Source organism: Exiguobacterium sp. s168, assembly GCF_018619035.1.
Classification (GTDB): domain Bacteria; phylum Bacillota; class Bacilli; order Exiguobacteriales; family Exiguobacteriaceae; genus Exiguobacterium_A; species Exiguobacterium_A acetylicum.
Genome location: NZ_JACSNE010000007.1, coordinates 98,512 through 123,370, shown reverse-complemented (window position 1 = coordinate 123,370; position 24,859 = coordinate 98,512). Strand labels below are relative to the sequence as shown.

Sequence of the window (24,859 nt, the reverse complement as noted above, 5' to 3'; positions counted from 1 at the left end):
TGGGTCATTCATGAAGTTCGAGGCATCAACGCTTAGCGCAAAAGACAATTATAAATTACTGATCGGAAGCATCATTCCGCGTCCGATTGCTTTCGTGACAACGCAAGGAGAGGACGGGACGGTCAACGCCGCACCGTTTTCCTTCTTTACGGTCGCTTCAAGCAGTCCGCCGCAACTGGTGATCGCCGTACAACAGACGGATCAGGGGCAGAAGGATACGGCACGTAACATCTTAGCGAAACAAAGTTATGTCATCCATATCGTCAGCGAAGAGATCGTCGACGCAGTCAATGAGACAGCAGCGCCACTTGCTTACGGTGAAAGTGAGCTTGAGCGGACGGATTTGACGCTCGTCGATAGTGACGCGATCGAAGTACCCGGAATCGCCGAAGCGAAAATCCGCTTCGAGATGCGCTTGACGCAACACGTCGAGCTAGAAGGTGCCGATCTTCTGATTGGGGAAGTACTGCGTTATCACGTCGCGGATGAACTCGTCGATTCGTTCCGGATTGACGCAGCAGGCTTGAAGGCTGTCGCTCGTTTAGCAGGGAATGATTATGCGACGATCGGGAAGACGTTTACGATTGCCCGACCGACAAAATGACACAGAAAAGAGGTAACATGCCAGATGATTGGCATGTTACCTCTTTTGCTATTGTTCAAAGAATGTGGATTGAGACTATTCATCTTGGATGTAAGAAGCGTTCAAGCATGAGTATTCAAGGTTGTGGATCGATTTCGTTTGAAGAGGCTTCAAGACCATGACGTTTACTGTACTGATAGCCATCGAGCAAATAAAAGACGATCGCGAGTGCCCAAATGCCGACACAGCTGATCAAGAAAGCGGTGAGCGGTGAGACACTACCGTAATACGATAAAATCAACGGATCATTGAGTTCGACGAATAGCTGTGTCGTCAGGAGCGTACAGCATAGTCCTGAGAGTAAACTGACGAAGAGACCGCTCCATGTCTGGATGACGAGACCGATCATACAAGAAATCAGTAGGAACAAAGGAAGCGCAGCATTAAAAGCATCCGGTCGGATGAAGGTCGACACGTAGTCCGCATACATCGGTACGAAATAAAGGATGCCGGATAGCAGTCCTTGAATCAAGTTGATGAAAAAGCTTTTCGTCCGCATCAGTGTTGGTTCTCCCATCGTTCCATCAATTCGAGTAAATCGACATCAATCTGGTCACGTTCTGCTGAAAGAGCCGTTGCTTTCGGAATATCATTGAAGACTTCTGGTTCACAGAGTAATTGTTCAATTTCCGCCGAACGCTGTTCGAGCCGTTCGATATCTTGTTCGAGTTGTTCGATCTGCTGACGGCGTTTGCGTTCTTCTTTCTGTGCTTCTTTATCGATCGTCTTCGACGCAGTGACCTTTGCGGCTTTTGCTTCCTCTGCTTCAAGACGAGCAATCTCTTCTTGCTCCGCCTTCTTCTCCGTGTAGTACGAATAATCACCGAGGTATTCCGTCACACCCGCTTCACTCATCTCAATGACGCGTGTCGCGATCCGGTCGATGAAGTAACGGTCGTGAGAGACGAATAACAGCGTTCCTTCGTAGTCGACGAGGGCATTTTCAAGGACCATCTTCGAATCCAAATCCAAGTGGTTCGTCGGCTCATCGAGGACGAGGACGTTCGTCTTCCGTAGTTTCAGTTTTGCGAGTGCGAGACGTCCGCGTTCGCCACCGGATAATTCATGGACAATTTTGAAGACGTCGTCGCCGCTAAACAAGAATTGTCCGAGGACAGAACGGACTTCTTGTTCACGCATCAATGGCCATTCGTTCCAAATCTCATCGATGACACGGTTCCGGTCATTGAGTTCCGCCTGCTCTTGATCGTAATATCCGATCGAGACGCCGGTTCCGAATCGGAAATCACCGAATAGGGGGCGTAAGCGACCGACGAGAACTTTCAAGAGCGTCGACTTTCCGATTCCGTTTGGTCCGACGAGTGCCAGTGATTCGCCGCGTTGCAAGCGGAACGTGATGTCTTTTGAGACAGCTTCTTCGTAACCAATCGCCAGTTGATTGACTTGAAGAACATCGTTCCCGCTCTGTTTTTCAATTGGGAAGGACAGGACCGTGCTACGTTCATCCCCATCTGGTCGGTCGAGTCGGTCGACCTTCTCGAGCCGTTTCCGGACACTTTGGGCACGTTTTGTCGTCGTCGCCCGGGCGATGTTGCGTTGAATGAAGTCCTGCATCTTCGCGATTTCTTCTTGTTGCTGTTCGAACTGTTTCATTTCTTGATCGTACAAGGCCGCTTTTTGTTCCAAGTACTTCGTGTAGTTCCCGGTGAACTTACGACAGACATTGCGCGACAGCTCATAGACGACATTGACGACTTGGTCGAGGAAGTACCGGTCGTGTGAGACGATCAGGACGGCGCCACGATAACCGCCGAGGTAACTTTCGAGCCAAGCGAGTGTATCGATATCAAGGTGGTTGGTCGGCTCATCAAGAATGAGGAGCTCTGGTGCTTGCAGAAGCATCTTCGCTAAGGCGAGTCGTGTCCGTTGACCACCGGATAATGTCTGAATCCGGCGCGAGTAATCATCCGGATAAAAGCGCATGCCGTGCAAAACGGAGCGGATATTCGCTTCGAACTGATAACCACCGGCTTCTGAGAAGTCGTGTTGTGCTTGGTCGTACGTCTTCAAGAGACGATCGTAAGCGACCGGGTCGTTCAAGATATGCTCCATGCCCATTTCGATTTCCATCCGGCGCAGTGTTCGTTCTTGTTCCTGGAGATGTTCGAAGACGGTCAGCATCTCGTTCCAGATCGTCTCATTCGATTCGAGACCACTGTCTTGTGCAAGATAACCGATTTTGACATCCTTGCCTTTCATGATGTCGCCCGAGTCATGACTGAGTTCACCAGCGATGATTTTGAGCAAGGTCGATTTACCGGCACCGTTTCGTCCGACGAGCGCAATCCGATCCCGCTCTTGTACTTCCAGTTTGATATTTTCTAAAATCGGCTCGACGCCGAATGATTTCGAGAGTTGATTGACTTGTAAGAGTATCATTTCCATCCATCCTTCCACCCTTTAGTTTATCACGAACAAAAGCGCGAGGTCCTGCGGAATATATTATTTGTGACTCTATGTGAAGTGGTTTACAATCAAGGAGAGTAGAAAGCTTTTTGCAAAGATTTGGGTGCCACGATGGATGTGGCCGAAGGGGGAACTGCAGGATGAATGGACCAGACACAAAAATTCCACAAGCGACAGCAAAACGGTTGCCGCTATATTATCGCTTCATCCAAAGTTTATACAATTCAGGCAAGCTCCGCGTCTCTTCTGCTGAGTTAAGCGAGGCGGTGAAGGTTGATTCAGCAACGATTCGTCGCGATTTTTCCTACTTTGGGGCATTAGGGAAGAAGGGGTATGGATATAACGTTCAACATCTCTTAACGTTTTTCCGCAAAACATTGAATCAAGATGAGGTGACGAATGTTGCCTTAATCGGGGTCGGTCATCTCGGAACAGCGTTTGCAAATTATAACTTTTTAAAGAATAATAGTACTCGGATAGTCGTTGCGTTTGATGCGGACGAAGAGAAGGTCGGAACAACGACGCATGACGTTCCAATCTATCATGTTTCGGACATGAAAGAACAAATCGAAGCGAATCAGGTCGATGTTGCCATCTTGACGGTTCCATCGCAGTTCGCACAGTCAGTAGCGGATGAGTTAGTCGAGTATGGTGTGACAGGCATCCTGAACTTTACGCCAGCACGGTTGAACGTGCCAGCGAGCGTCCGGGTCCATCACATCGATTTATCGATCGAGTTGCAGTCGTTAGTTTATTTCATGAAGCATTATTCGCAATCAGCTGAAGGAGTGAAATCATAATGGAAAACCTTATCCCGCTCACACTAGGTATCGGACCAGCGAGCATCGGATTAATCGCGGTCGTCGCATTGATCATCTTCGGACCGAAGAAGTTACCAGAATTCGGACGCGCTGCGGGTCAGACATTGAAAGAGTTCAAGAATGCCACGAACGGCATCATGGACGACGATAAAAAGGACGAACCGAAAGAGAAGTGATTGAATCATGACGGTTGATCAAGAGCAAAGCATGACGTCGCACCTTGACGAACTGCGTAAGCGGATCGTCTGGTCGCTTATCATCGTCGTCGTCCTGTTCGCTGTCGCATTTCCGCTCGTCCGACCGCTCGTTCGCTTCTTGCAAGCGGACTTAAAAGAGCTCGGTATCGGTTTGAATGCCTTCAACGTCGCCGATCCTTTAATGTTGTATTTGAATCTTGCGTTCATCATTGCGCTGATTTTAGCGTCACCGTTCTGGATGTATCAACTCTGGGCATTTGTCCGACCAGGACTTTATGACAAGGAGCAAAAAGCGACATTGACGTATATTCCGGTCATCTTCTTTCTGTTTTTGGCTGGCGTAGCCTTCTCGTATTTCTGGTTGCTTCCCTTCTTGCTTGAAGTCTCAACGGATCTCGGGAAAGAGCTCGGAATCGAACAAGTCATCGGAGTCGAGAACTACTTCAGTTTCTTAATCCGGTTGACGATGCCGTTCGGTCTTCTGTTCCAATTGCCGGTCGTGACGATGTTCCTGACACGTCTTGGTCTCGTGACGCCATATTTCATGCGAAAGAATCGGAAATATGCGTACTTTGCGCTGTTCGTCGTTGCGGCATTGATCGCACCGCCGGACGTGACGTCACACTTGATGATCTCGGTACCATTGTTCGTTCTCTATGAGATCAGTATCTTGATTTCTGCGCGGACGTACAAAAAGGTCTTGATCCTCGAGCAACAGGCAGAGCTTGAACGACAGGCGGATTTGATGCGTGAATTGAATAAATGAATCGTGAATTCCTTCCGACGATTTTGGAAGGAATTCTTTTTTGTGAAAGCGTTCTTTTTATATTGATAAAGCAGTTAGTGATGCGTATACTAAAGATAATTCATGGGGGCTTAGCTCAGCTGGGAGAGCGTTTGGCTGGCAGCCAAAAGGTCGTCGGTTCGATCCCGATAGTCTCCACCAATACCAAATATCTAACTCCTCGAGGCGTCGAGGAGTTTTTATTTTACTCCCAGTTAAATTCCTTAAAAATATAAAATGTCATGAAAAACAAATAAATTAAAAAAATAGACAGATATAAATTGTTTATTTCCATTAAATTCATTAAACTAAATATACAGAATTTTCGTTTAACTGTTTTATCAGTAGTACTACTATGGTTTTACAGAAAAGGGGAAAACGAACGCATGAAGAAGAAGATTGCACTTATGGCAGCCGTCTTAATGACGTCTTCCAATCTAGTCAGTGCGCAAGGTGCACTGTCGTCGCAAGACAAAGCAACGGGTCAAAAACCGCAAGCGCTCTCGCTGAAGAAATCGGGGCAAGAGAAGAACTACAAACAATCGGATAAAGTCCGTGTCGTCATCGAGATGGAAGAGAAACCGGCGATTCAAATCGCCCAGGCTCAAAACAAGCGGTATAGCACATTGAGCAATGCCGAAAAAGAGTCGATCAAAGATCGCCTCGTCAGCGTCCAAAAATCAGTCAAGTCAGCCATCGCTAAAAAATCGATTCCCGTTACATATAAGGAGAGCTTCACGACCGTCATCAACGGATTCAGTGGTGAAGTCAAGTTCGGCGATATCGAAGACATAAAACAACTTAACGGCGTCAAGAGCGTACATATCGCCCATGAATACGCGCGTCCGGAAGTTGCTAAAGGTGCAAAGCCAGACATGCTGTACAGCAAGGACATGGTCAATGCAAAAGAAACATGGCAGGACTATGGTTTTAAAGGGGAAGGAACGATCGTTGCCGTCATCGATACGGGAATCGATCCATCGCATAAGGACATGGTCCTGAGCCCAGAAACGAAGATCGATTTGACTTCTTCAAAAGTCGATAGTGCGAAAGAAACAAAAGGATTAAAAGGAAAGTATTTCACGGAAAAAGTACCGTACGGCTATAACTATGCCGATCATGATAGCGAAATCCGTGATTTAGGTGCGGGCGCATCGATGCACGGGATGCACGTCGCGGGTACGGTCGGAGCAAACGGCGATGAAGCAAACGGTGGCATCAAAGGGGTCGCGCCGGAAACACAGCTCCTCGCGATGAAAGTCTTCGGAAACGATCCAGGAATGCCATCGACATTCAGCGATATCTACATTAAAGCGATCGATGATGCGATTGCACTCGGAGCCGATGTCATCAACATGAGTCTCGGTTCGACGGCATCGTTCGTCAATGCAGATGATCCAGAACAACGCGCAATCGTCAACGCGATGAACAACGGCATCTTGTGTGCGATTTCTGCTGGTAACTCGGCATTCGCAGGTCATGGTGCAGGTAACCCGTACACAGCGAACCCGGATATCGGTGTCGTCGGTGCCCCAGGTTTAACAAGCCAAGCACTCCAAGTCGCATCACTCGAAAATACGAAATTGACACTCGAAGGCATGGCACTGACGATCGACGGTCAGGATGCTGGTTATTTGGCATACCAAAAACAAGATTCACCGAATCCGATTGCCGTCTTCGATAAAGAGAAGAAGGATGTCGTCTATGTCGGTGACGGTCAAGCTTCGAACTACGAAGGCAAAGACGTCAAAGGAAAAGTCGTCTTTGTCGTACGTAACGGTGGTTTCAACTACGGTATGATCCAAGCAGAAGCTGAGAAGCAAGGGGCAGCAGGTGTCATCGTCCGCGGTCGAGTTGATCATGGGGATTACGTCAGTATGGCGCTCAACAATCCGACGATTCCACTCGTCACACTCAGCATCGCAGACGGAAACGATCTTGAAGCAAAAGCAAAAGAGGGCAAGGCAATCGCTGTCACGTTCGACGGAAAAGCAGTCTCAGCAGATAACCCGGTCGCAGGACAAATGTCTGACTTTACGTCTTGGGGTGTCACACCAAGCCTTGACTTCAAGCCAGAAATCACGGCACCAGGTGGAAAAATCTACTCAACGCTCAACGATAACGAGTATGGCGTCATGAGTGGGACATCGATGGCGGCACCACACGTTGCTGGTGGAACGGCACTCGTCATGCAACGAATCGCGAAGGACTTCAAAGTCGACGGTGCGACACGCGTTAAGCTCGCGAAGAACATCTTGATGAACACGTCGCGTCCGCAACTCGATCAAGGAAAATACAATGCGCAGCTAAAAACAGGCAACTTCTACTCTCCACGTCGTGAGGGAGCTGGATTGATGGATCTTCGTGCTGCTATGAAGACACCAGTCGTCGTCACAGAGACGAAGTCGGGTGAAGGTAAGGCATCCTTGAAGGAAGTCGGCGAGAAGTTCACGTTCACACTTGATTTGAAAAACTACAGCAGTGAAAAAGTGACGTATAAGTTAGCCGGAACGGTTCAATCGGATCTCGGTGCAGAAGGATCGAACTTCCTCGAAGCAAACGGAATCTTTAAAAAAGGAACGATTGGTACGGTGGATGCAAACAAAGGCACATATCCGATCTCATTCGCAGTTGGCTCGAAGAAAGCAAGTTCGGTCTCGATTAATCCGAAGAGCTCAACGAAAGTCAGTGTATCGGTTGATCTGAAGGATACAACGGACTGGGCAAACGAACTTCCGCTCGAACAAGTCTTTGAGAACGGCTACTTCGTCGAAGGATTCGTCCGTCTGATCGATACGAAGAGTAAGAATCCAGAATTGACGGTTCCTTACGTTGGCTTTAAAGGGAAATGGGATCAAGCTCCGATTCTAGATGCCCCATTGTACGATGAAGATAACACATTCTACGGCTTGACAGGCCTAGCGACGGAAGTGAAGGATAACTTCGAATTCCTCGGCGCAAACGCTGCGGGAGATGTCGTCGCAAACAAAGTCTCGTTCTCACCAAACAACGATGGTAGCGCAGATGAAGCCTTCCCGATCATCTCGTTCCTCCGGAATGCGAAAAAAGTCGAGTACTCGATTCTTGACCGTAACAAAGCAACGCTTCAGAAGCTCGATACGCAAACGGACGTCGTCAAGAACTACTATGATAGCGGTTCAGAGGACGGATACACACCAGTCACAAGCGCTGCTTGGGACGGAACAATCAACGGGAAACCTGTCAAGGATGGTCTTTACTACTACAAAGTCAAATCGGTAATCGATTATCCGAATGCAAAATGGCAGTCGAACCTCTTCCCGGTCTATGTTGATACGAAAAAACCAGCTGCGACCGTTAAATGGGATGCGTCGAAATCCACGCTCTCGTGGACAGCAGGTGATCAAGGAACAGGTGTCGCGTCATACGATATCCTCGTCAATGGTAAGAGTGTCTTGAAACAACCACTTGCAGCAACAGAAAAAGCGTATACGTTGACGGATCTTCCAGAGCGCGCGAAGATTGCCTTCGTTGTGAAGGATTATGCTGGAAACAGTGTGAAAAAAGACGTCAACACGACAGGTGTCGATAAAGCAGTACCGAACGTTCAAATCGATACACCAGTCGCACTTGGTCTTGCGACATCAAAAGTCATCAACATCGCAGGTCACGTCTCTGATGAATCAGGTATCAAATCGTTCAAAATCAACGGTAAGTCTGTCAAACTTCGCTTCGATGCGGCGCAACAAAACTATGCGTTTAGCCACGACGTGACGTACACGACGGATGGCGTCAAGTCATTCAAAGTCGAGGCGTATGATGGCAAAGGGAACCGCGTTGCGTTCAGTCGCCAAGTCATCATCGACACAGAACTGCCGACGATTCGTGTCACAGCACCAAAAACCGTTTCAAGTAAAACAAAGACAGCTGAGATGAAGATCGTTCTTCGCGATAACTACAGCGAGTTACGTTTTGACTTCAACGGTAGCGCGGAATACCGCCGGACGTTCAAAGAGCCGTACAAAATGAAAGCCTTCAAAAAGACGATCACGAAAAAAGTGACGCTCAAGAAGGGGAAAAACACGTACAACTTGAAACTGAAGGACCTCGGTGGACACGTTGTTACGAAAACAGTTGTCATCACGAAAAAATAAGGAACAAAAGATATAGTCAGGCGGAAATCCGTCTGACTTTTCTTATGTAACGAAGCGCCTTGAAGGGTTTATGAGACGAGGAGAGGGGGAAATTTAAGAACAGAAACAAGTCAGAGGGGGAACAACCATGAATCCGTTCACGACCTTAATCGCCTTCATCGTAGGGTGTCTCGTCTTATACCTCGGTATCCGTGACAAAAACGGCTGGCTGATTGGTGTCGCGATGATACCGCTCGCGATTGTCGCCTATAGCGTCATCTATCTGATCATTCAGGTCAGTGCGTAGTCTTCACGGAAGATGTCTTACCCTAAGCGGTAGGACGTCTTCTTTTTTTTCGAAAATCGTACTACAGATGAAACCGATTTAGTAAAATGTAAGTATATGACAGTATAGAGAGGTGGATGATCATGGAACACGTACATACACAAACGGATGCCTTAGCGGCGCTGTACGAAGAGATGCATCAGAAGACGAAGACCGGCATGTGGGTCATGCTTGCGGCATTTTTAGCGCTGAGTAACACACTCGAGAAGCCGGTTTATGCGATAATCGTCCCGTTATTGTATTTTGGCTATGACATGTTACTACAACGGAAGCGGTTCGCGCTTGTCGCAGAATATACATCAAAGGATTCAGCAAGACGGCTCTATCAGGTACATGTACTGATCGGCATCTTACAATACGGAGCACTCGCCGGTCTGATCGTCTGGGCGGTCGGTCGACCTAACACGTCCTTCTTAATCGGTCTCGTCATCATCGTCATTCCGTTCTACTGGCTCTGTCGAAAAGCGTTAGAGTTCGTTTCACGAAAGATCGATCCCACGTATGTGACGGAAAAAGAAATCCACAAACCACGCTAAAGGAGAAGAGGCTATGCAAACGGCTCGAGAAGAACGTCTACAAAAACTTGCGCTCGCGTACCGGGACGTCGAGTGGCTCGGCACACGTTGGTACTGGAATGTGCTCTTATTCATAACAGTCGGTATCTTGATCGAGTGGACCGATATCCCCTTGTTGATTTTGACGATTCCAGCCCTTTTTCTCAGCTCCGATTTTCGCTACCAACTAAAAAAACGAAAAATTTTAGACGGCTACATCTCAAAAGCACAGGTCCGTCGGCAATTTTTACTCCGTGTCGGTAGTCACGTCCTACTGTACGTTGTCTTAACGATCGTCATCATCCAGACGATCGAGGGACCGTTCTGGCAGATGCTTGTGGCGATCTTTGCGATTTTAACACCGCTCTATTTCATCAGCGAATGGATCATCCGACGCGATGGGGCGCGTGACCCGGACTATATCAGTGACGGAGAAGTAGCCCGCTTCGTCAGACAGAAAGGAACATCGAAATGGAACACCTATTCGAGCGACAAGCACGTCTAAATTTAATGAAACGTCCAGTGCATGTCATCGCTTATTTCTTTTTGATCCCTGTATTGATTTTTGCGGTATTTGCTTGGTTTGTTTCGGCAATTACATCCGCCTTTCTTCCAATCATGCTCTTTTGTCTTTGCGCGACGGCAGTCGCTCGAGAAATCGTCCGGTTACGGCTCATGAAGTCGTATTTAACACCGACTATCTATCAACAAACTGTCCAAAAAGTAGCTCGTCTGACAATCATCGGTTATGTTGTGGCGGGGCTGATTTACTTTGTCATGCAGTCGATTCCAAGTGCCTCTGGTTATTTATTTGGCATCTTCCTCTTTTGGGTTGGTGGAGTCAGTCTTGGTGTCACTCGACTGAACCGGTTAGTCAAACAAATCGATCCGGCGTACGTGACGATGGGTGAAATCGAACGTGCGTGGTGGAAACGTTAAAGCAAAAAGTCCGGATTAATCAGCGAAAGAAACTGTTTGATGCGGATTTTTGATTATTTTTTTAACAAGAGATAGATGAAGTATGGTGCTCCAATCAAGGCGACGACAATCCCAGCCGGTACACCGTCTGGTCCAGCGACGTTGCGTCCAATCGTATCAGCGAACGCGAGCAACCAGCCGCCGAGTAAGAGGGTAATCGGTAGGAAGAATTGATGCCGTGGTCCAACGAGCGCGCGGGCGATATGCGGCGCCATCAGACCGATGAAGGAAATCCCACCGGTGACGGAGACGGCAGCAGCGGCGAGCGCAACGGCTGTCAACAAGAGTTGGATCCGTTCCTTTTCAATCGCGACGCCGACACCGATTGCGACTGGTTCATTCAAGGCAAGCAGATTGAGCTTATTCGCTTTATAGAACGTCAGCGGAATCAAGACGAGTAACCACGGCAAGAGCGAGTAGACAAAGATCCAGTCCGTCCCCCAGATGTTACCGGCGAGCCACTTGGCGATGAAGTCGACCTTTTCACGACGCGTCGATGAAATCAGGATGACCATGATTCCGGATAACGCCATCGAGAAGCCGACACCCGTCAAAATCAAGCGAATCGGTTGGAGTCCTTGTACACGGTCGTACGAGAACAGGTAGATCGCTGTCGCGGTGACGAGTGCACCGAAGAAGGCAGCGATCGGTAACAAGTAAATGAACGATCCGACATCGGTCGGGAAGTACAGGAAGAACAAGGCGACGGCGACGCCAGCTCCTGTGTTGATACCGATGATACCAGGGTCAGCGAGTTCATTGCGTGTGATCCCTTGTAAGATGGCGCCGGATAGGGCGAGCGCCATTCCTGCCATGACGGTGATGAGCAGTCGGGGCAAGCGGAGCGAATAGAGGACGAATTCCTCTTTGAACGATCCGTTTCCAAGTAACGTCGGCAGTAAACGATCATACGAGAGGGACGCAGGTCCAAGACCGATGCTGACGACGAGTGTTGCGATCAATAGTGCCAGCAACGTCCAAAACGTCAGTTGCTGGCGACGGCGTAAACGAGATTCCATCATGAGAAAGCACGCCCTCCTTTCCGAACGATCAAGAGGAAGAACGGTAGCCCGAGCATCGAGACGATTGCGATGACTGGCGTCTCATACGGTGCGTATAGTGTCCGTCCAATTGTGTCAGCAAGCAACATGAATGTCGCACCAAAAATCGCGGTCATCGGCAGGATGAACCGATAGTCCGTCCCGACGATCGCACGGACGATATGCGGAATCATCAGCCCGATGAATGCCATGTTGCCGACGAGGGCAACAGCAGCACCGGCAAGCAGGATGACGACGACGTAAAGCACCGCCTTGATTCGCTGGATGTTCTGTCCGAGTCCGAGCGCGACTTCTTCCGATAGACTGAGAATCGTCAATTGTCGTGAGAAGATGAACGCGATCACGATTCCAATTGCGATGACCGGAGCAATGATTTGCAGTTGTCCCCATGTCGATCCGACGAGTCCACCAGACGTCCATTGTGAGACATCTTGGGCAATCTTGAAGTAGATCCCGATTCCTTCTGCAATCGCGTATAGAAAAGCTGAGATCGCGGAACCGGCAAGGACGATCCGGAGCGGTGAGAAGCCGCCTTTTTTCGAAGCCCCGATTCCAAAGACAAGTGCTGCCCCGAGTGCTGCTCCGACGAAACACGCGATCATGATTCCGAAGTAGTCAATTTTCGGGAACAGGACGATGACGAGCGCCAGTGCTGCATTCGCACCCGCCGTCAAACCGAGCAGACCGGGATCGGCGAGAGGATTGCGTGTCATTGCTTGCATGATGGCACCTGAGACACCGAGTGCTGCTCCGACGAGGATCGCTGCCAGTTCCCGTGGCAAGCGGATTTCCTGGACGATTTTTGCTTTTTCATTCAACGGTCCGAACGTCAAAGCGTTCCAGACTTCGCGCGTCGTCGTATCGGCGGCACCGAACGTCATTGCGATCCAGAACATCCCGAAAAAGAGGACGAGACCGAGTGTGATTTTAATGCCGAACGGAATTCGACCAGCTGACATGAATGTCGCCTCCATTTCTGATTCAGTGAGTGAGACACAAAAAAAGGGGAGGAATCCCGCAGGTTCCCTCCCTTATTCATTATGCGCCAAGGAAACTTTTCTTGAAGAACTCGAGTTGACGTTCGAGTGTGAGCGGATCGTTGAAGTAGAATTCCTTCGAATCGACTTCGAAGACACGATCGTTTTTGACGGCTGGAATGTTCTTGAACGTATCCGTTTTCGTGAATGAGTTGTCCGCTTCCGCACTCTTACTGAAGACGAGGTAGTCGCCTGCGTATTCAGGAAGGACTTCTGGTGACAATGCATAGTATCCGTCTTTTAATGCCATCTTCGTGACTTTATCCGGCATTTTCAATTTCATTTCCTGGTAGAGAATCTCTGTTCCACGACCCCAGTTATCGCCGAAGACGTAGAGTTGTTTATCGAAGCTTTCGATGACAGAAACAGTAGCATCTTCACCGATTTTTGCTTTGATGTCTTTACCGGCAGCAGCAGCGCGTGTTTTGAAGTCTTTGACCCAGTCGCGTGCTTCTTGCTCTTTGTTGAGCAATTTACCGATTTCGATATGTTGCGTCAAGTAGTCGACTTTTCCGTATGTGTACGTGACCGTCGGAGCAATCTTTTTAATTTTATCGAGGTTTTTCGTTGTTGAGTAGCCGATGATCAAATCGGGTTCGAGTTCGATGATTTTTTCAACGTTCTCTTCCGATACTTCCGTGACATCTTTGAGTTTGTCGAACTTCGGATTCGCTTTTGACCACGAATCGACACCAACGACAGGAACGTCGAGTGCCATGACGTTACCAGCGAACCCAGCGAGGACGACGACACGTTTTGGATTAGCCGGAACTTTGACGTCGCCATTCTCCGATTTATACGTGATCGTCTCGTTTTTCGACCCAGATGCTGCATCGTCCTTCTTCTCTGTATTGCCACACGCTGCGATGACGAGCGTGAGAATGAGTAAAACCGGTAAAAGTAGTTTCTTCATGATTTAATCTCCCTTAATTAAGTTGTAGGTGATACACATCGGCTTGTTCGTACGCGGATCGCGTCCGATTTCAGCATCGATATGGAATACTTCTTGTAAGACGTTTTTTGCGATGACTTCCTCACACGTCCCGGCTTTGACGACTTCGCCGTTTTTCATGGCGATGATATAGTCGGCGAACCGTGCCGCTTGATTCAAATCATGCAGGACCATGACGATCGTCCGTCCTTCGGTCCGGTTGAGATGCTCGAGCAGTTCGAGCACCTCGAGTTGGTGGGCGAGATCAAGATAAGTCGTCGGTTCATCGAGGAAGATGATATCCGTCTCTTGGGCGAGTGCCATTGCAATCCAGACCCGTTGACGTTGACCACCCGACAGCGCATCGACCGGACGGTGTTTGAATGCCATCGTATCCGTTGCTTCGAGTGCCCAATCGATGATCTCGTAATCGTGTTTCGTCAAGCGTCCGAATCCTTTTTGGTACGGGAAACGACCGTATGAGACGAGCTCTGCGACCGTCAGACCACTTGCGCTCTCTGGAGTTTGTGGCAGAATAGCCATTTTCCGGGCAAGTAGCTTCGTGCTTTCCTTGGCGATATCGAGACCATCGAGCAATGCACGTCCTGATTGATGAGGAATGATCCGTGTCATCGCTTTCAATAAAGTCGATTTGCCACATCCGTTCGCCCCAATGATTGTCGTGATTTGTCGATCGGGAATTTGGACGGACAAGTCTTTGACGATGGGACGATCACCGTAGCCGATATTGATTTCTTCTGTTGCTAGACGTACCATACGCGACGACTCCTTCGTTGTTCTCTCCGTTTTCAATGATAATGATTATCACTATCGTCTCATTAACCATACCAGTCCTATAAAAACGCTGTCAACATTTTTTCTTGTGTTCAAGAGATGTTCACGTTATCATGAGGGAGTGAGAATGATAATCAATCGTAATCAAAGATGAGGAGTGAGTGAGATGAGGGAACAGGAGTTGTTCGACGTAACGATCATCGGCGGAGGACCTGCAGGGTTATATTCGACGTTCTATAGTGGTCTTCGGGGCATGAAGACGAAATTGATTGAGTATCAAGCAGAACTCGGAGGAAAATTGCACGTTTATCCGGAAAAGATGATCTGGGACGTCGGCGGACAGCCACCGATCACTGGTGAAAAACTCATGGCTCAACTCGTCGAACAAGGACTGACGTTCCAACCGACTGTTCAATTGAATGAAAAGATCATCTCGATCGCAAAAGACGTCTTCGGCAACTTCGTCTTAGAAGCAGAATCGGGTCGGATCCATTATTCGAAGACAGTCATCGTCGCGGTAGGCGGCGGCATCCTCAATCCACAAAAATTAAAAGTCGAAGGTGCGGAACGCTTTGAAGTGTCGAACTTGAACTATACGGTCAAATCGATTGAACGCTTTAAAGGAAAGACCGTCATCGTCTCAGGTGGTGGAAACTCTGCGATCGACTGGGCGAACGAGCTCGAACCGGTCGCAAAAAAAGTCTACGTCACGTATCGCCGGGATTGTTTCTCGGGGCACGAGGCGCAAGTCGACCAGCTCGTCAAAAGTTCTGCTGTCTGTCTCCTTAATACGACGATTCACAAGCTGATCGCAAGTCCTGATCATCAACGGATCGCATCGGTCGAATTGATCGACTGTCAAACAGAGGAAATCGTTGAGATTCCAATTGATGAAGTCATCATCAATCACGGCTACGAGCAGGACGCGGCACTGCTTGACGCCTGTGATCTCGATATCGCACGGGTCGATGACTTCTATATCGCGGGGAACGCGGCGAGCGAGTCGAGTGTACCGGGACTATATGCTGCCGGAGATATTCTTTCACACGACGGGAAGGTCCATTTGATCTCAGGTGCCTTTCAAGATGCGGCGAATGCCGTCAACCGGGCAAAACGCTTCATTGAGCCGGAAGCGCCAAAAGTGGCGATGGTCTCGTCACATAACGAAGTCTTTAAAAAACGCAATCGTGCGTTGATTGAGGAACGCGTCAATCAACAATCTTGAATAATGTTTAAACGTCCAAAATGCTTGGAAACAAGCGGATTTTGGACGTTTTTTTGTATGAATTTCATTTTTGTACTATAACAGAACGATTTGACAACGTACTGTATTTAGGACAAAATTCTACTTATGTTCCACTACATGTAGGATACAAGTAAGACGGATGTAATAAGGAGGAAGGGTATGACAACTACGAAACGTAAGCCAATTGGCCTTGCCTGGCAAATTTTAATCGGCTTGATTCTCGGGATCACAGTCGGTGGTGTATTTTATGGGAATCCCCATGTCGCGGAGTGGCTTAAGCCAATCGGTGACATCTTTATCCGGATGATGAAAATGATCGTCGTTCCGATCGTCTTTACGACGATCGTTCTCGGTGTCTCATCAGTCGGTAGTCCGAAAAGTCTCGGACGTCTCGGCGTCAAGACACTCGGTTACTTCACGATCGTAACGATGATCGCGATTTTCACGGGGCTGTTCGCAGCCAATCTCGTTGAACCGGGTGCTGGTATTAACATGTCGACACTTGATAAAACGGACATCTCGACGTATGTCGAAACGGAAGAGACGACACAAGATGCAGGACTCGTCGACAAAATCGTCAACATCGTCCCGACGAACATCTTGGACGCGATGGTCCGCGGTGATATGCTTGCCATCATTTTCTTCTCGGTCTTATTCGGACTCGGTGTCGGTTTTGCAGGAGAGAAGGGCCAACCGGTCGTTCGTTTCTTTGAAGGCGTCGCAGCAGCGATGTTCAATCTCGTTAACATCGTCATGAAATTCGCGCCGATCGGTGTCTTCGCCTTGATCGGTGTCACGGTCTCGACGTTCGGAATTGAATCGCTCGGTTCATTGTTTAAACTGATTGCGACATTATACGTCACAGCGCTTCTTTTCATGGTGATCGTCTTCGGTGCCATCATGAAGTGGGTCGGCATTCGTGTTTCTGATTTCACGCGTATCTTCAAGGACGAGTTATTGCTGACGTATTCGACGGCATCGTCTGAGACGGTACTGCCACGGGTCATGGAAAAACTCGAGAAGATGGGTGTTCCGAAATCAATCGTTAGCTTTGTCGTACCGACGGGTTATTCGTTTAACCTTGATGGATCTGCGCTTTATCAAGCGCTCGCAGCCTTGTTCATCGCACAGATGTACGGGATTGATCTCTCGATCGGAACACAGCTGACGCTTGTCTTCGTCTTAATGCTGACATCAAAAGGGATGGCTGCCGTTCCTGGCGTCTCCTTCGTCGTTTTACTCGCAACACTCGGTACGGTCGGTATCCCGGCAGAAGGACTTGCCTTCATCGCGGGGATTGACCGAATCATGGATATGATGCGCTCGGTCGTCAACGTCACAGGAAACACGCTCGCTTCACTCGTCATCGCGAAGTGGGAAGGTGTTCTGGACGAAGACCAACTCGAGACATTCATGTCGACAGAAGGTAAAAAAGACGACGTCCGCAGTGCGTGATTGTCGTAAATACAAGGAAGGACTGAATCGTCAGTCCTTCTTTTTTCGTTCCTGAAAATAGATTAAAGTCGATTATTTTTAAAGAAAATCGCTTATTTTTGATTATAGTTAAAATAATGTTGAATATTATTTATTTTAAAGTTAATATTATTGATATAATCATAAGGGAGAGGCGATAGGATGCAAATGGTAGGAATCGTCATTGGTATTGTCACAGTCTGTATCGTACAATTTTACTTAGCAAGACGCGGAAGAGTCTGGAGCCTCATCATTCCAGCGATCATCATTAGTCTTGGAATTTACTGGTATTTCGGAACAGGATCACACTCAGCGGATCGAAAATCGGTGATTCGGATGGGAACGTTTGCCGGTATATGTTTAATGATCTCAATGGCTGAGATGGGTATCGACTCGCGCCGTAAGCAACTGAAGCGTGAAAAAGAACGAATGGAGATTCAAGATTTGTAAGAGAAGTGAGGGAACACGATGGAACGACAAGACGTGCCCGCTTGGGTACTGGCACTCGAACAGGAGCATCTCGAGTTCATCCGGAAGTTCGTCTTGAGCTCTGGTTCGTTGAAGGATATGGCAACGGCTTATCAAGTATCCTATCCGACCGTCCGGGCGAAGTTGAACCAGTTGATTGAGCGGATTGATTCGGTGCAGCAGGAGGATGTCGAGTTCGTCAATATGATCAAGAACTTGGTCTTAGATGAGCGGTTGAGTCTCGATGTGGCGAAGACGATCATCGATTCCTACCGCAAAGGTCAAGCGAAAGAATAAACCAAAAAACGAGATTCCCGTCTGACGGAAATCTCGTTTTTTTATTGTTTGTCGTTCTTTTTGTCCTGTTCCTTCTTGATCATCTTCTTTGCTGCTGCGCGGAAGCGGAAGATCAAGTAGAGACGGTAGAAGTCGATCGCGGCGAACAATGTCAACAGGATCGTCCAGAAGTTGAAGACCGTTCCTGCCTCGACTGAATTGTTGTAAGCAAGGAACATGAAGAGAATACCGAATATGGCATAGAACACTGCCATGAAGTTCGAGCTTTGACGCATGAAAACACGACCTTTCGTAAATTAAGACATCGCGTAGATGGCGAGTACGACGATTCCGTTGTTAAAGACATGGATGGCGATCGGAGCAATGATCCGGCGCGTCTTGACGAAGACGAGCGAGAAGACAAAACTCATCGCGACATAGATTAAAAATTTGTTGTCTTGGTGAATCAGTCCGAACAAGGCACCCGTCAAGATGAAGCTGAAGAAGAAACCGAGCTTCGAGGAGAGATTGCCGAACAGGATATGCCGGAACAAGAACTCTTCCATGATCGGTCCAAGCAAGACGACCATGACTTGCAGGAGTGGGATGACTTGGATCGCTTGGATGATCTGATCCGTATTTTGCGATTTCGCGACATTTTCGATCCCGCCTGCCATCCAGGCATCAATCAAATTGACGCTGATCAAGAGCGCATACAAGAGCACGATCCCGATTCCGATCCATTTCAACGTATCCATCGGATCGGTTTGACGTCCCTCTGCCTTCCACTTCTGCCAATCGGGGCGCAAGCAGTAGTAGGAGACGATGACAGCGACCGTAAAGCCGATCGCAAGCCACCAACCGGCGACGTCAGCAATGACATTCTTCGGAAGGAAATACTGGAACGAACCCGGAACCAATTGGACGATCAGATAGATGATGATCGGGATGACATGACGCTTTTGCCACTTCTCCGCCATCAGGAAAGGCAGACTGATTGGATTTTTCATCGTACAGGACACAACTCCTTTGTAATGAAGGTACTGTCCCGATTGTAACAAACAAACGGTCTTGGCGCACGATTGACGATGATTCAAAGGTGTCGATTTCGGGAAAACGGATAAAGGTTCAGGCTTGAATTCAGGAGAGAAAGCGTATAAGATAAAAATATGTTAGCACTCAACTAAAGTGAGTGCTAAAAAAACAGTCATTTTCAAGGAGGATGTTTCGCATGTTAAAACCACTTGGTGATCGCATCGTGATCGAAGTCGTTAAAAAAGAAGAAACAACACTCGGAGGAATCGTTCTTCCTGGGTCAGCGAAAGAAAAACCACAAGAGGGTAAAGTCGTCGCTGTCGGTACAGGCCGTGTGACAGAGCAAGGCGTACGTGTACCACTTGAAGTGAGTGTCGGAGATCACGTCATTTATGCACAATATGCCGGTTCGGAAGTCAAAGTCGACGGCAATGAATACTTAATTTTACGCGAAAGCGATATTTTGGCAGTAGCCGAGTAATCTGTTCAATCATTTACAAGGGGGATTTCAGTCATGGCAAAAGACATTTTATTCAGTGAAGAAGCACGTCGGGCAATGCTCCGCGGGGTCGACGCATTAGCGGATGCAGTCAAAGTCACGATCGGACCAAAAGGACGCAACGTCGTTCTTGAGCGGAAGTTCGGTTCACCACTCATCACGAATGATGGTGTAACGATCGCAAAAGAAATCGAACTCGAAGATCACTTCGAGAACATGGGTGCAAAACTCGTTGCAGAAGTTGCCTCGAAAACGAATGAGATCGCAGGGGATGGTACGACAACAGCGACAGTCCTCGCACAAGCGATGATTCGCGAAGGTCTCAAAAACGTCACAGCGGGCGCAAACCCGATGGTCATCCGTAAAGGAATCGAAAAAGCGGTCCGTCGTGCCGTCGAAGAATTGCACACGATCGCTAAACCGATTGAGGGTAAAGAAGCAATCGCCCAAGTCGCAGCGATCTCAGCAGCAGACGAAGAAGTCGGTCAATTGATCGCGGAAGCGATGGAACGTGTTGGTCAAGATGGTGTCATCACGATCGAAGAATCACGTGGCTTCACGACAGAACTCGACGTCGTCGAAGGAATGCAGTTCGACCGTGGTTACGCGTCACCATACATGATCACGGATTCAGACAAGATGGAAGCGGTCCTTGAGAACCCATACATCCTCGTCACGGACAAAAAGATCTCGAACATCCAAGAGATTCTTCCGGTTCTTGAGCAAGTCGTTCAACAAAACAAACCCCTCCTCATCATTGCGGAAGACGTCGAAGGCGAAGCACTTGCGACACTCGTCGTCAACAAACTCCGTGGTACGTTCAACGCGGTAGCAGTTAAAGCACCAGGCTTTGGTGACCGCCGGAAAGCGATGCTTGAGGACATCTCGATCGTCACAGGCGCAGAATTGATCACAGAAGACCTCGGTCTTGATCTCAAGGAAACACAAATCACGCAACTCGGTCGTGCGTCGAAAGTCGTCGTCTCAAAAGACAACACGACGATCGTCGAAGGTCACGGACACGGCGATTCAATCGAAGCACGCGTCGGGACGATCCGTGCGCAAATCGAAGAAACGACAAGTGACTTCGATCGCGAGAAATTACAAGAGCGTTTGGCGAAACTCGCAGGCGGCGTAGCCGTCGTTAAAGTCGGGGCAGCAACGGAGACAGAACTGAAAGAACGTAAGCTCCGAATTGAAGATGCACTCAACGCGACACGCGCAGCAGTCGAAGAAGGCATCGTAGCAGGTGGGGGAACAGCTCTCATTCACGTCACGAAAGCCGTCGAATCGATTCTGTCAGTCTCAACAGGCGACGAAGCAACAGGCGTCAACATCGTTCTTCGCGCACTCGAAGCACCACTTCGTCAAATCGCGGAAAACGCGGGTCAAGAAGGTTCAGTCATCGTCGAGCGTCTCAAGCATGAAGCGCCAGGAATGGGCTACAATGCGGCAACAGACGAGTATGTCGACATGATTGAAACAGGAATCGTCGACCCAGCGAAAGTGACGCGTTCAGCACTTCAAAACGCGGCGTCCGTTTCAGCGATGTTCTTAACGACGGAAGCCGTCATCGCTGATAAACCAGAACCAGCCGGATCTGCTCCTGCAATGCCTGATATGGGCGGCATGGGTGGAATGGGCGGAATGATGTAAGCTATTTCATCTGTAAGTACCGAATCCTAATAAATAGGGTTCGGTACTTTTTATTTACGATAGTATACTTAATAGTTGAAAGAATTACATAAGCACCACTCATCAGTTTAGAGATAAAGATAATGAAAGAGGAGACGTCAAGTGAATGAAATTTTAAAAGGCATAGTAACATCAGGTACGCTTATCGTCGCAATCGGTGCTCAAAACGCTTTTGTCCTTAAACAAGGCTTATTAAGGAATAATATTTTCTGGGTAGCGCTAGTTTGTTTTTTATGCGATGTGTTGTTGATGTGCATGGGCGTACTAGGGATTGGTACCGTCATTAAGAATAATACGTTTGCAAATGTTGGTCTTGCGAGTGTTGGAGGACTATTTCTACTCCTATACGGATTCAAATCTTTTCGTAGTGCATTTTCGTCATCACACACAATGGATGTTTCAACAGCTCCTAAAATCATGACCATTCCCAAAACAATCTTACTCACATTAGCGATTACACTTTTAAATCCACATGTGTATTTAGATACGGTCGTCATCATCGGTGGCATAGCTGGGACTTTGACATTTGATCAAAAAGTTAATTTCTTGATCGGAGCTTTGATTGCCTCCTTTGTCTGGTTTTTTGGTTTAGGATACGGGGCGAGATGGTTAATGCCTGTATTTAAAAAACCGATGGCTTGGAAAGTATTAGATTTTGGAATCGGTTGTTTGATGTTTTGGCTCTCGTATCAATTGATTCAGTTTGCACTAGAAGCAATTTAAAAAGACTTGAAGATTAATAATGAAACACAAATAGACCAACAAGCTTGACTCCTCAAGAGACGTGAAAAAAGTCAGGCTTGTTGGCTTTTTAGAAAATTAGACACGATGCGATTACTTCAGCTCATTCTCTTCAATAATCTTATCCGATATCTTTAATTGTTCGCTCACATCTTTCACCTGATTGCGACAGAACTTCATCTCGGTTTTTTTCTCAGTCGACACGTCATAGCAGGTGCCTTCACCGGAGGCTTTCGTCAAATCCGCTTCATAGTAATAGTCCTTGTAGCGGAACGAACCATCGCGGAAGCCCGTCAGATTCGGTTTGTCGTCGACGAGGGATTGTCCCATCATATAGGACGTCTTGAGATTCAATAAGTCAATGATCGTTGGTGCGATATCAATTTGTCCGCCATTCTCTTTCATGACCCGACCGGTTTGCTGGTCGGGTTTTTTGATGAAGAGCGGGATGCGGCGCTCGAGTTCAAAGGCAGCAACCGGAGACGAGACATCCGCTTTTTTGCGCATCTCACTGTCTTCATTGACGAGTCCGCTATCGTGATCGCCATAAAAGATGACGAGGGATTGATCCCAAAGATCCCGTTGTTTCAATTCGTCAATCATCTTCCCGATACCGGTATCGACGTAATGGACAGTCTGATAATATCGTTTCAGCATTGGATCCTCATAACCGGACAGATCAAGCGTCTGGTCTTCCTTGTCGATCTCATACGGAGTATGACTCGTCAACGCAACTAAAAACGAGAAGAACGGTTCTTGCAGCGTCTCCATGTGATCAATCGATTCGAGGAAGAACTGCTGATCGTTCAGCGCCATTCCGATTTTCTTCTCTTTTGAATAATCCTTTTGGCTGAAGAAGTGCTTAAAACCGATGTTCTTGTAGACATCGTCACGATTCCAAAAACCTTTTTCGTAGGCATGCATCGCTGCCGTATCGTATCCGTTTTTCTCAAGTAATGCAGGGAGCGGCTCGAATTCATTCGTCGGGTATTGCGTATAGACGGAGCCTGATTTTAATGGATAAAGTGAGGTGTTCGTAATGAACTCGGCGTCCGAAGTTCGTCCTTCATGCGTCTGGTGGTAGAGCGACGAGAAGTAGAGCGATTCCTTTTTCAACTGATTCAGGTTCGGCGTCACTTCTTCGCCGTTGATGGTTTGGTCGATGACTGAAGCTTGGAACGACTCGAGCTGCACCAGAATGATATTCGGTGTTTGCTTCGGACCCGTCGGATTCGTCTGTTCCTTTTGATTGATGCGCTGTTGCTCCTGTGCCGTCAGTCCGTCACTCGGTCGTCCGGTCACGCCTTTGAACACATCCCACCCGTGATAACCCCAAAAGCCGAATAGGTAATAGTCACGCATATCGGAGATCGTTGCCGTCGGTTGACGATCTTCCGTTAGCGTCCGGTAGGTCAGCAGTGAGGCAGACAAAATGATGCCACTGACTGCAAGGATTCCAGACGTCCGGCGGCGTGCTTTTGCCGTCGTCACTTCCGGTCGTTTGCGGAAAATAAAGAGCAGTAGGACGAAAATCAAACTATCGGCGAACAAAAGGAAGTCTTGCGGTACGATCAAAGCGGTGAAGCCGCTACTGACGTCACTCATCTGCGTCATCTGTGAGAGGAGCGAGACAGAGAGGAAGTCCTCGAAGTAACGGTAGTACCACATGTCGGAAGCAAGTAGAAAACTGTGCGCCAGCAGTAGACCGAGCCAGACCCAGCGGCGTTTATTCCACGGGATCAGTAACGTCCAGCTCGACAGGATCAGCATACCGGCAAGGTTCATCAGTGTTAAATGGAGCGAAAGGTCAGTTTTTGTAAAATAACTAAACAGCATGAACTTCAGCATGCCGAGTAACAGATAAAGGGTGTAGCGAATTGCCATGGTCAGTACTCCTTACGTGTGTCGTCACACAGTCTTTACCCTAAACATTTGATGGTGGAACGCTCAGATGTGGACAGCCATGTGCGCTCGTTCCATGATGTAGTCGAAAATAGGTCTATATTTTCTCTTGAATTCAAACAATTGACGTTAATTTGCTTGGAAAGCGGGAATAGAAAGCGTGTACGTTCATTGTCCGTCACTGTCTTTTAAAAAAGGAGCGAAGTCATGTCAAACGTGAAACTAGCGGTCATCTATTACAGCGCAACCGGAACGAACCATCAACTTGCCTCATGGGCAAAAGAAGCGGGAGAAGCAGCAGGAGCAGAAGTCCGCCTTGCGAAAATTAAGGAGACAGCACCAGCAGAAGCGATCGCTTCGAACCCGTTGTGGCAAAAGCATGCGGATGCCACACGTGATATTGAAGAAGCGACACCAGATCTACTCGACTGGGCAGATGCAATCATCTTCAGTGTCCCAACACGTTACGGTCATGTTCCGGGTCAATTCCAACAGTTCCTCGACACGACAGGCGGACTGTGGGCACAAGGCAAACTCGTCAATAAAGTCGTCAGTGCGATGTCGTCGGCACAGAATCCGCATGGCGGTCAGGAAGCGACTGTTCTCGCAGTCTATACGACGATGTTCCACTGGGGTGCGATCGTTGCGGCACCAGGTTATTCGGATCCTGTCTTGTTCGCAGCCGGCGGAAATCCATATGGTACATCAGTCACTGTCGACCAAGACGGCAACATGGTCGAATCGGTCGAACCGGCTGTACGCCATCAAGCGAAACGGACGGTTGAAGTGGCAAGCCGTCTCAACTCATAACATTACCTAACTCAAAAAGCGCCGGAAT

General features: G+C 48.2%; 26 protein-coding genes and 1 tRNA gene. 18 read left to right on the top strand and 9 right to left on the bottom strand.

The window, feature by feature from the left end; genetic code table 11:
* Positions 1-10: 10 nt before the first annotated feature.
* Entirely contained in the window at positions 11-604 is a 594-nt protein-coding gene (locus tag KNQ15_RS06715; protein WP_214728445.1) for a flavin reductase family protein, read from the top strand.
* Positions 605-719: 115 nt separating this feature from the next.
* Here the strand turns inward: KNQ15_RS06715 and KNQ15_RS06710 are convergent, their stop codons facing one another.
* Both KNQ15_RS06710 and KNQ15_RS06705 read right to left on the bottom strand, forming a co-directional pair.
* Positions 720-1,142: a hypothetical protein gene (locus KNQ15_RS06710; RefSeq protein ID WP_064299193.1), complete on the bottom strand. Its 423-nt coding sequence runs from the start codon at positions 1,140-1,142 to the stop codon at positions 720-722.
* Complete coding sequence (locus tag KNQ15_RS06705; RefSeq protein WP_029342826.1) at positions 1,142-3,043, bottom strand: ATP-binding cassette domain-containing protein; 1,902 nt, start codon at positions 3,041-3,043, stop codon at positions 1,142-1,144. Before KNQ15_RS06705 ends, KNQ15_RS06710 begins: the two co-directional genes overlap by 1 nt.
* A gap of 167 nt (positions 3,044-3,210) precedes the next feature.
* On the opposite strand from KNQ15_RS06705, the gene KNQ15_RS06700 reads away from it, so the two are divergent.
* The 9 genes from KNQ15_RS06700 to KNQ15_RS06660 all read left to right on the top strand — a co-directional run bounded on the left by KNQ15_RS06700 (position 3,211) and on the right by KNQ15_RS06660 (position 10,823).
* Complete coding sequence (locus KNQ15_RS06700; RefSeq protein WP_023469604.1) at positions 3,211-3,870, top strand: redox-sensing transcriptional repressor Rex; 660 nt, start codon at positions 3,211-3,213, stop codon at positions 3,868-3,870.
* Entirely contained in the window at positions 3,870-4,067 is a 198-nt protein-coding gene (locus tag KNQ15_RS06695; protein ID WP_029342825.1) for a twin-arginine translocase TatA/TatE family subunit, read from the top strand. Before KNQ15_RS06700 ends, KNQ15_RS06695 begins: the two co-directional genes overlap by 1 nt.
* A 7-nt stretch (positions 4,068-4,074) precedes the next feature.
* A complete protein-coding gene (gene tatC / locus KNQ15_RS06690; protein WP_029342824.1) occupies positions 4,075-4,854 on the top strand; it encodes a twin-arginine translocase subunit TatC in 780 nt (259 codons plus the stop codon).
* Between the two features lie 104 nt (positions 4,855-4,958).
* Positions 4,959-5,034 (top strand) — tRNA-Ala (locus KNQ15_RS06685).
* 224 nt (positions 5,035-5,258) lie between these two features.
* Positions 5,259-9,005, top strand: coding sequence for a S8 family serine peptidase (locus KNQ15_RS06680; protein WP_214728443.1), 3,747 nt, complete (start codon positions 5,259-5,261; stop codon positions 9,003-9,005).
* Between the two features lie 127 nt (positions 9,006-9,132).
* Positions 9,133-9,291, top strand: a complete 159-nt coding sequence (locus KNQ15_RS06675; protein WP_014971497.1) for a hypothetical protein — start codon at positions 9,133-9,135, stop codon at positions 9,289-9,291.
* A gap of 122 nt (positions 9,292-9,413) precedes the next feature.
* Positions 9,414-9,866 (top strand): hypothetical protein, encoded by a 453-nt coding sequence (locus KNQ15_RS06670; protein ID WP_214728441.1) that lies wholly within the window; start codon positions 9,414-9,416, stop codon positions 9,864-9,866.
* Between the two features lie 13 nt (positions 9,867-9,879).
* The gene (locus KNQ15_RS06665) at positions 9,880-10,389 is read left to right on the top strand and encodes a hypothetical protein (RefSeq protein ID WP_214728439.1); all 510 of its coding nucleotides are present in this window, start codon (positions 9,880-9,882) and stop codon (positions 10,387-10,389) included.
* Positions 10,356-10,823 carry a hypothetical protein gene (locus tag KNQ15_RS06660; RefSeq protein ID WP_214728437.1) on the top strand — a complete coding sequence of 156 codons (468 nt, stop codon included), beginning with the start codon at positions 10,356-10,358 and terminating at the stop codon, positions 10,821-10,823. The genes KNQ15_RS06665 and KNQ15_RS06660 overlap by 34 nt, the downstream gene beginning before the upstream one ends.
* A 53-nt stretch (positions 10,824-10,876) precedes the next feature.
* Here the strand turns inward: KNQ15_RS06660 and KNQ15_RS06655 are convergent, their stop codons facing one another.
* The 4 genes from KNQ15_RS06655 to KNQ15_RS06640 form a co-directional block, all read right to left on the bottom strand.
* Positions 10,877-11,884, bottom strand: coding sequence for a FecCD family ABC transporter permease (locus tag KNQ15_RS06655; RefSeq protein ID WP_251137617.1), 1,008 nt, complete (start codon positions 11,882-11,884; stop codon positions 10,877-10,879).
* Positions 11,881-12,882: a FecCD family ABC transporter permease gene (locus tag KNQ15_RS06650; protein ID WP_214728435.1), complete on the bottom strand. Its 1,002-nt coding sequence runs from the start codon at positions 12,880-12,882 to the stop codon at positions 11,881-11,883. Before KNQ15_RS06650 ends, KNQ15_RS06655 begins: the two co-directional genes overlap by 4 nt.
* 79 nt (positions 12,883-12,961) lie before the next feature.
* Complete coding sequence (locus KNQ15_RS06645) at positions 12,962-13,873, bottom strand: iron-hydroxamate ABC transporter substrate-binding protein (RefSeq protein ID WP_029342816.1); 912 nt, start codon at positions 13,871-13,873, stop codon at positions 12,962-12,964.
* A 3-nt stretch (positions 13,874-13,876) separates the two neighbouring features.
* A complete protein-coding gene (locus KNQ15_RS06640) occupies positions 13,877-14,668 on the bottom strand; it encodes an ABC transporter ATP-binding protein (RefSeq protein ID WP_029342815.1) in 792 nt (263 codons plus the stop codon).
* A gap of 184 nt (positions 14,669-14,852) precedes the next feature.
* On the opposite strand from KNQ15_RS06640, the gene KNQ15_RS06635 reads away from it, so the two are divergent.
* The 4 genes from KNQ15_RS06635 to KNQ15_RS06620 all read left to right on the top strand — a co-directional run bounded on the left by KNQ15_RS06635 (position 14,853) and on the right by KNQ15_RS06620 (position 18,170).
* Positions 14,853-15,911 (top strand): NAD(P)/FAD-dependent oxidoreductase, encoded by a 1,059-nt coding sequence (locus KNQ15_RS06635; protein WP_023469593.1) that lies wholly within the window; start codon positions 14,853-14,855, stop codon positions 15,909-15,911.
* A gap of 180 nt (positions 15,912-16,091) precedes the next feature.
* Positions 16,092-17,387 (top strand): cation:dicarboxylate symporter family transporter, encoded by a 1,296-nt coding sequence (locus tag KNQ15_RS06630; protein WP_214728433.1) that lies wholly within the window; start codon positions 16,092-16,094, stop codon positions 17,385-17,387.
* 180 nt (positions 17,388-17,567) lie between these two features.
* Positions 17,568-17,855, top strand: coding sequence for a hypothetical protein (locus KNQ15_RS06625; RefSeq protein ID WP_214728431.1), 288 nt, complete (start codon positions 17,568-17,570; stop codon positions 17,853-17,855).
* A gap of 18 nt (positions 17,856-17,873) precedes the next feature.
* On the top strand, positions 17,874-18,170 hold the full coding sequence (locus tag KNQ15_RS06620) for a DUF2089 family protein (RefSeq protein ID WP_023469590.1): 297 nt from the start codon (positions 17,874-17,876) through the stop codon (positions 18,168-18,170).
* Between the two features lie 41 nt (positions 18,171-18,211).
* On the opposite strand, the gene KNQ15_RS06615 is transcribed toward KNQ15_RS06620, so the two are convergent.
* Complete coding sequence (locus KNQ15_RS06615; protein ID WP_023469589.1) at positions 18,212-18,445, bottom strand: DUF4305 domain-containing protein; 234 nt, start codon at positions 18,443-18,445, stop codon at positions 18,212-18,214.
* 21 nt (positions 18,446-18,466) lie between these two features.
* Positions 18,467-19,159: a CPBP family intramembrane glutamic endopeptidase gene (locus KNQ15_RS06610; RefSeq protein ID WP_029342812.1), complete on the bottom strand. Its 693-nt coding sequence runs from the start codon at positions 19,157-19,159 to the stop codon at positions 18,467-18,469.
* 221 nt (positions 19,160-19,380) lie between these two features.
* Between KNQ15_RS06610 and groES the strand changes: the two genes are divergently transcribed.
* The 3 genes from groES (at position 19,381) to KNQ15_RS06595 (ending at position 22,101) form a co-directional block, all read left to right on the top strand.
* Positions 19,381-19,665, top strand: coding sequence for a co-chaperone GroES (groES, locus tag KNQ15_RS06605; protein ID WP_023469587.1), 285 nt, complete (start codon positions 19,381-19,383; stop codon positions 19,663-19,665).
* A gap of 33 nt (positions 19,666-19,698) precedes the next feature.
* The gene (gene groL / locus KNQ15_RS06600) at positions 19,699-21,339 is read left to right on the top strand and encodes a chaperonin GroEL (protein WP_023469586.1); all 1,641 of its coding nucleotides are present in this window, start codon (positions 19,699-19,701) and stop codon (positions 21,337-21,339) included.
* 141 nt (positions 21,340-21,480) lie between these two features.
* Positions 21,481-22,101, top strand: a complete 621-nt coding sequence (locus KNQ15_RS06595; protein WP_214728429.1) for a LysE/ArgO family amino acid transporter — start codon at positions 21,481-21,483, stop codon at positions 22,099-22,101.
* Between the two features lie 111 nt (positions 22,102-22,212).
* Here KNQ15_RS06595 and KNQ15_RS06590 read toward each other — a convergent pair whose 3' ends face one another.
* On the bottom strand, positions 22,213-24,003 hold the full coding sequence (locus KNQ15_RS06590) for an LTA synthase family protein (RefSeq protein ID WP_214728427.1): 1,791 nt from the start codon (positions 24,001-24,003) through the stop codon (positions 22,213-22,215).
* 225 nt (positions 24,004-24,228) lie between these two features.
* Here KNQ15_RS06590 and wrbA point away from each other — a divergent pair, with 225 nt between their 5' ends.
* Positions 24,229-24,831 (top strand): NAD(P)H:quinone oxidoreductase, encoded by a 603-nt coding sequence (gene wrbA / locus KNQ15_RS06585; protein WP_023469582.1) that lies wholly within the window; start codon positions 24,229-24,231, stop codon positions 24,829-24,831.
* Positions 24,832-24,859: the final 28 nt, after the last annotated feature.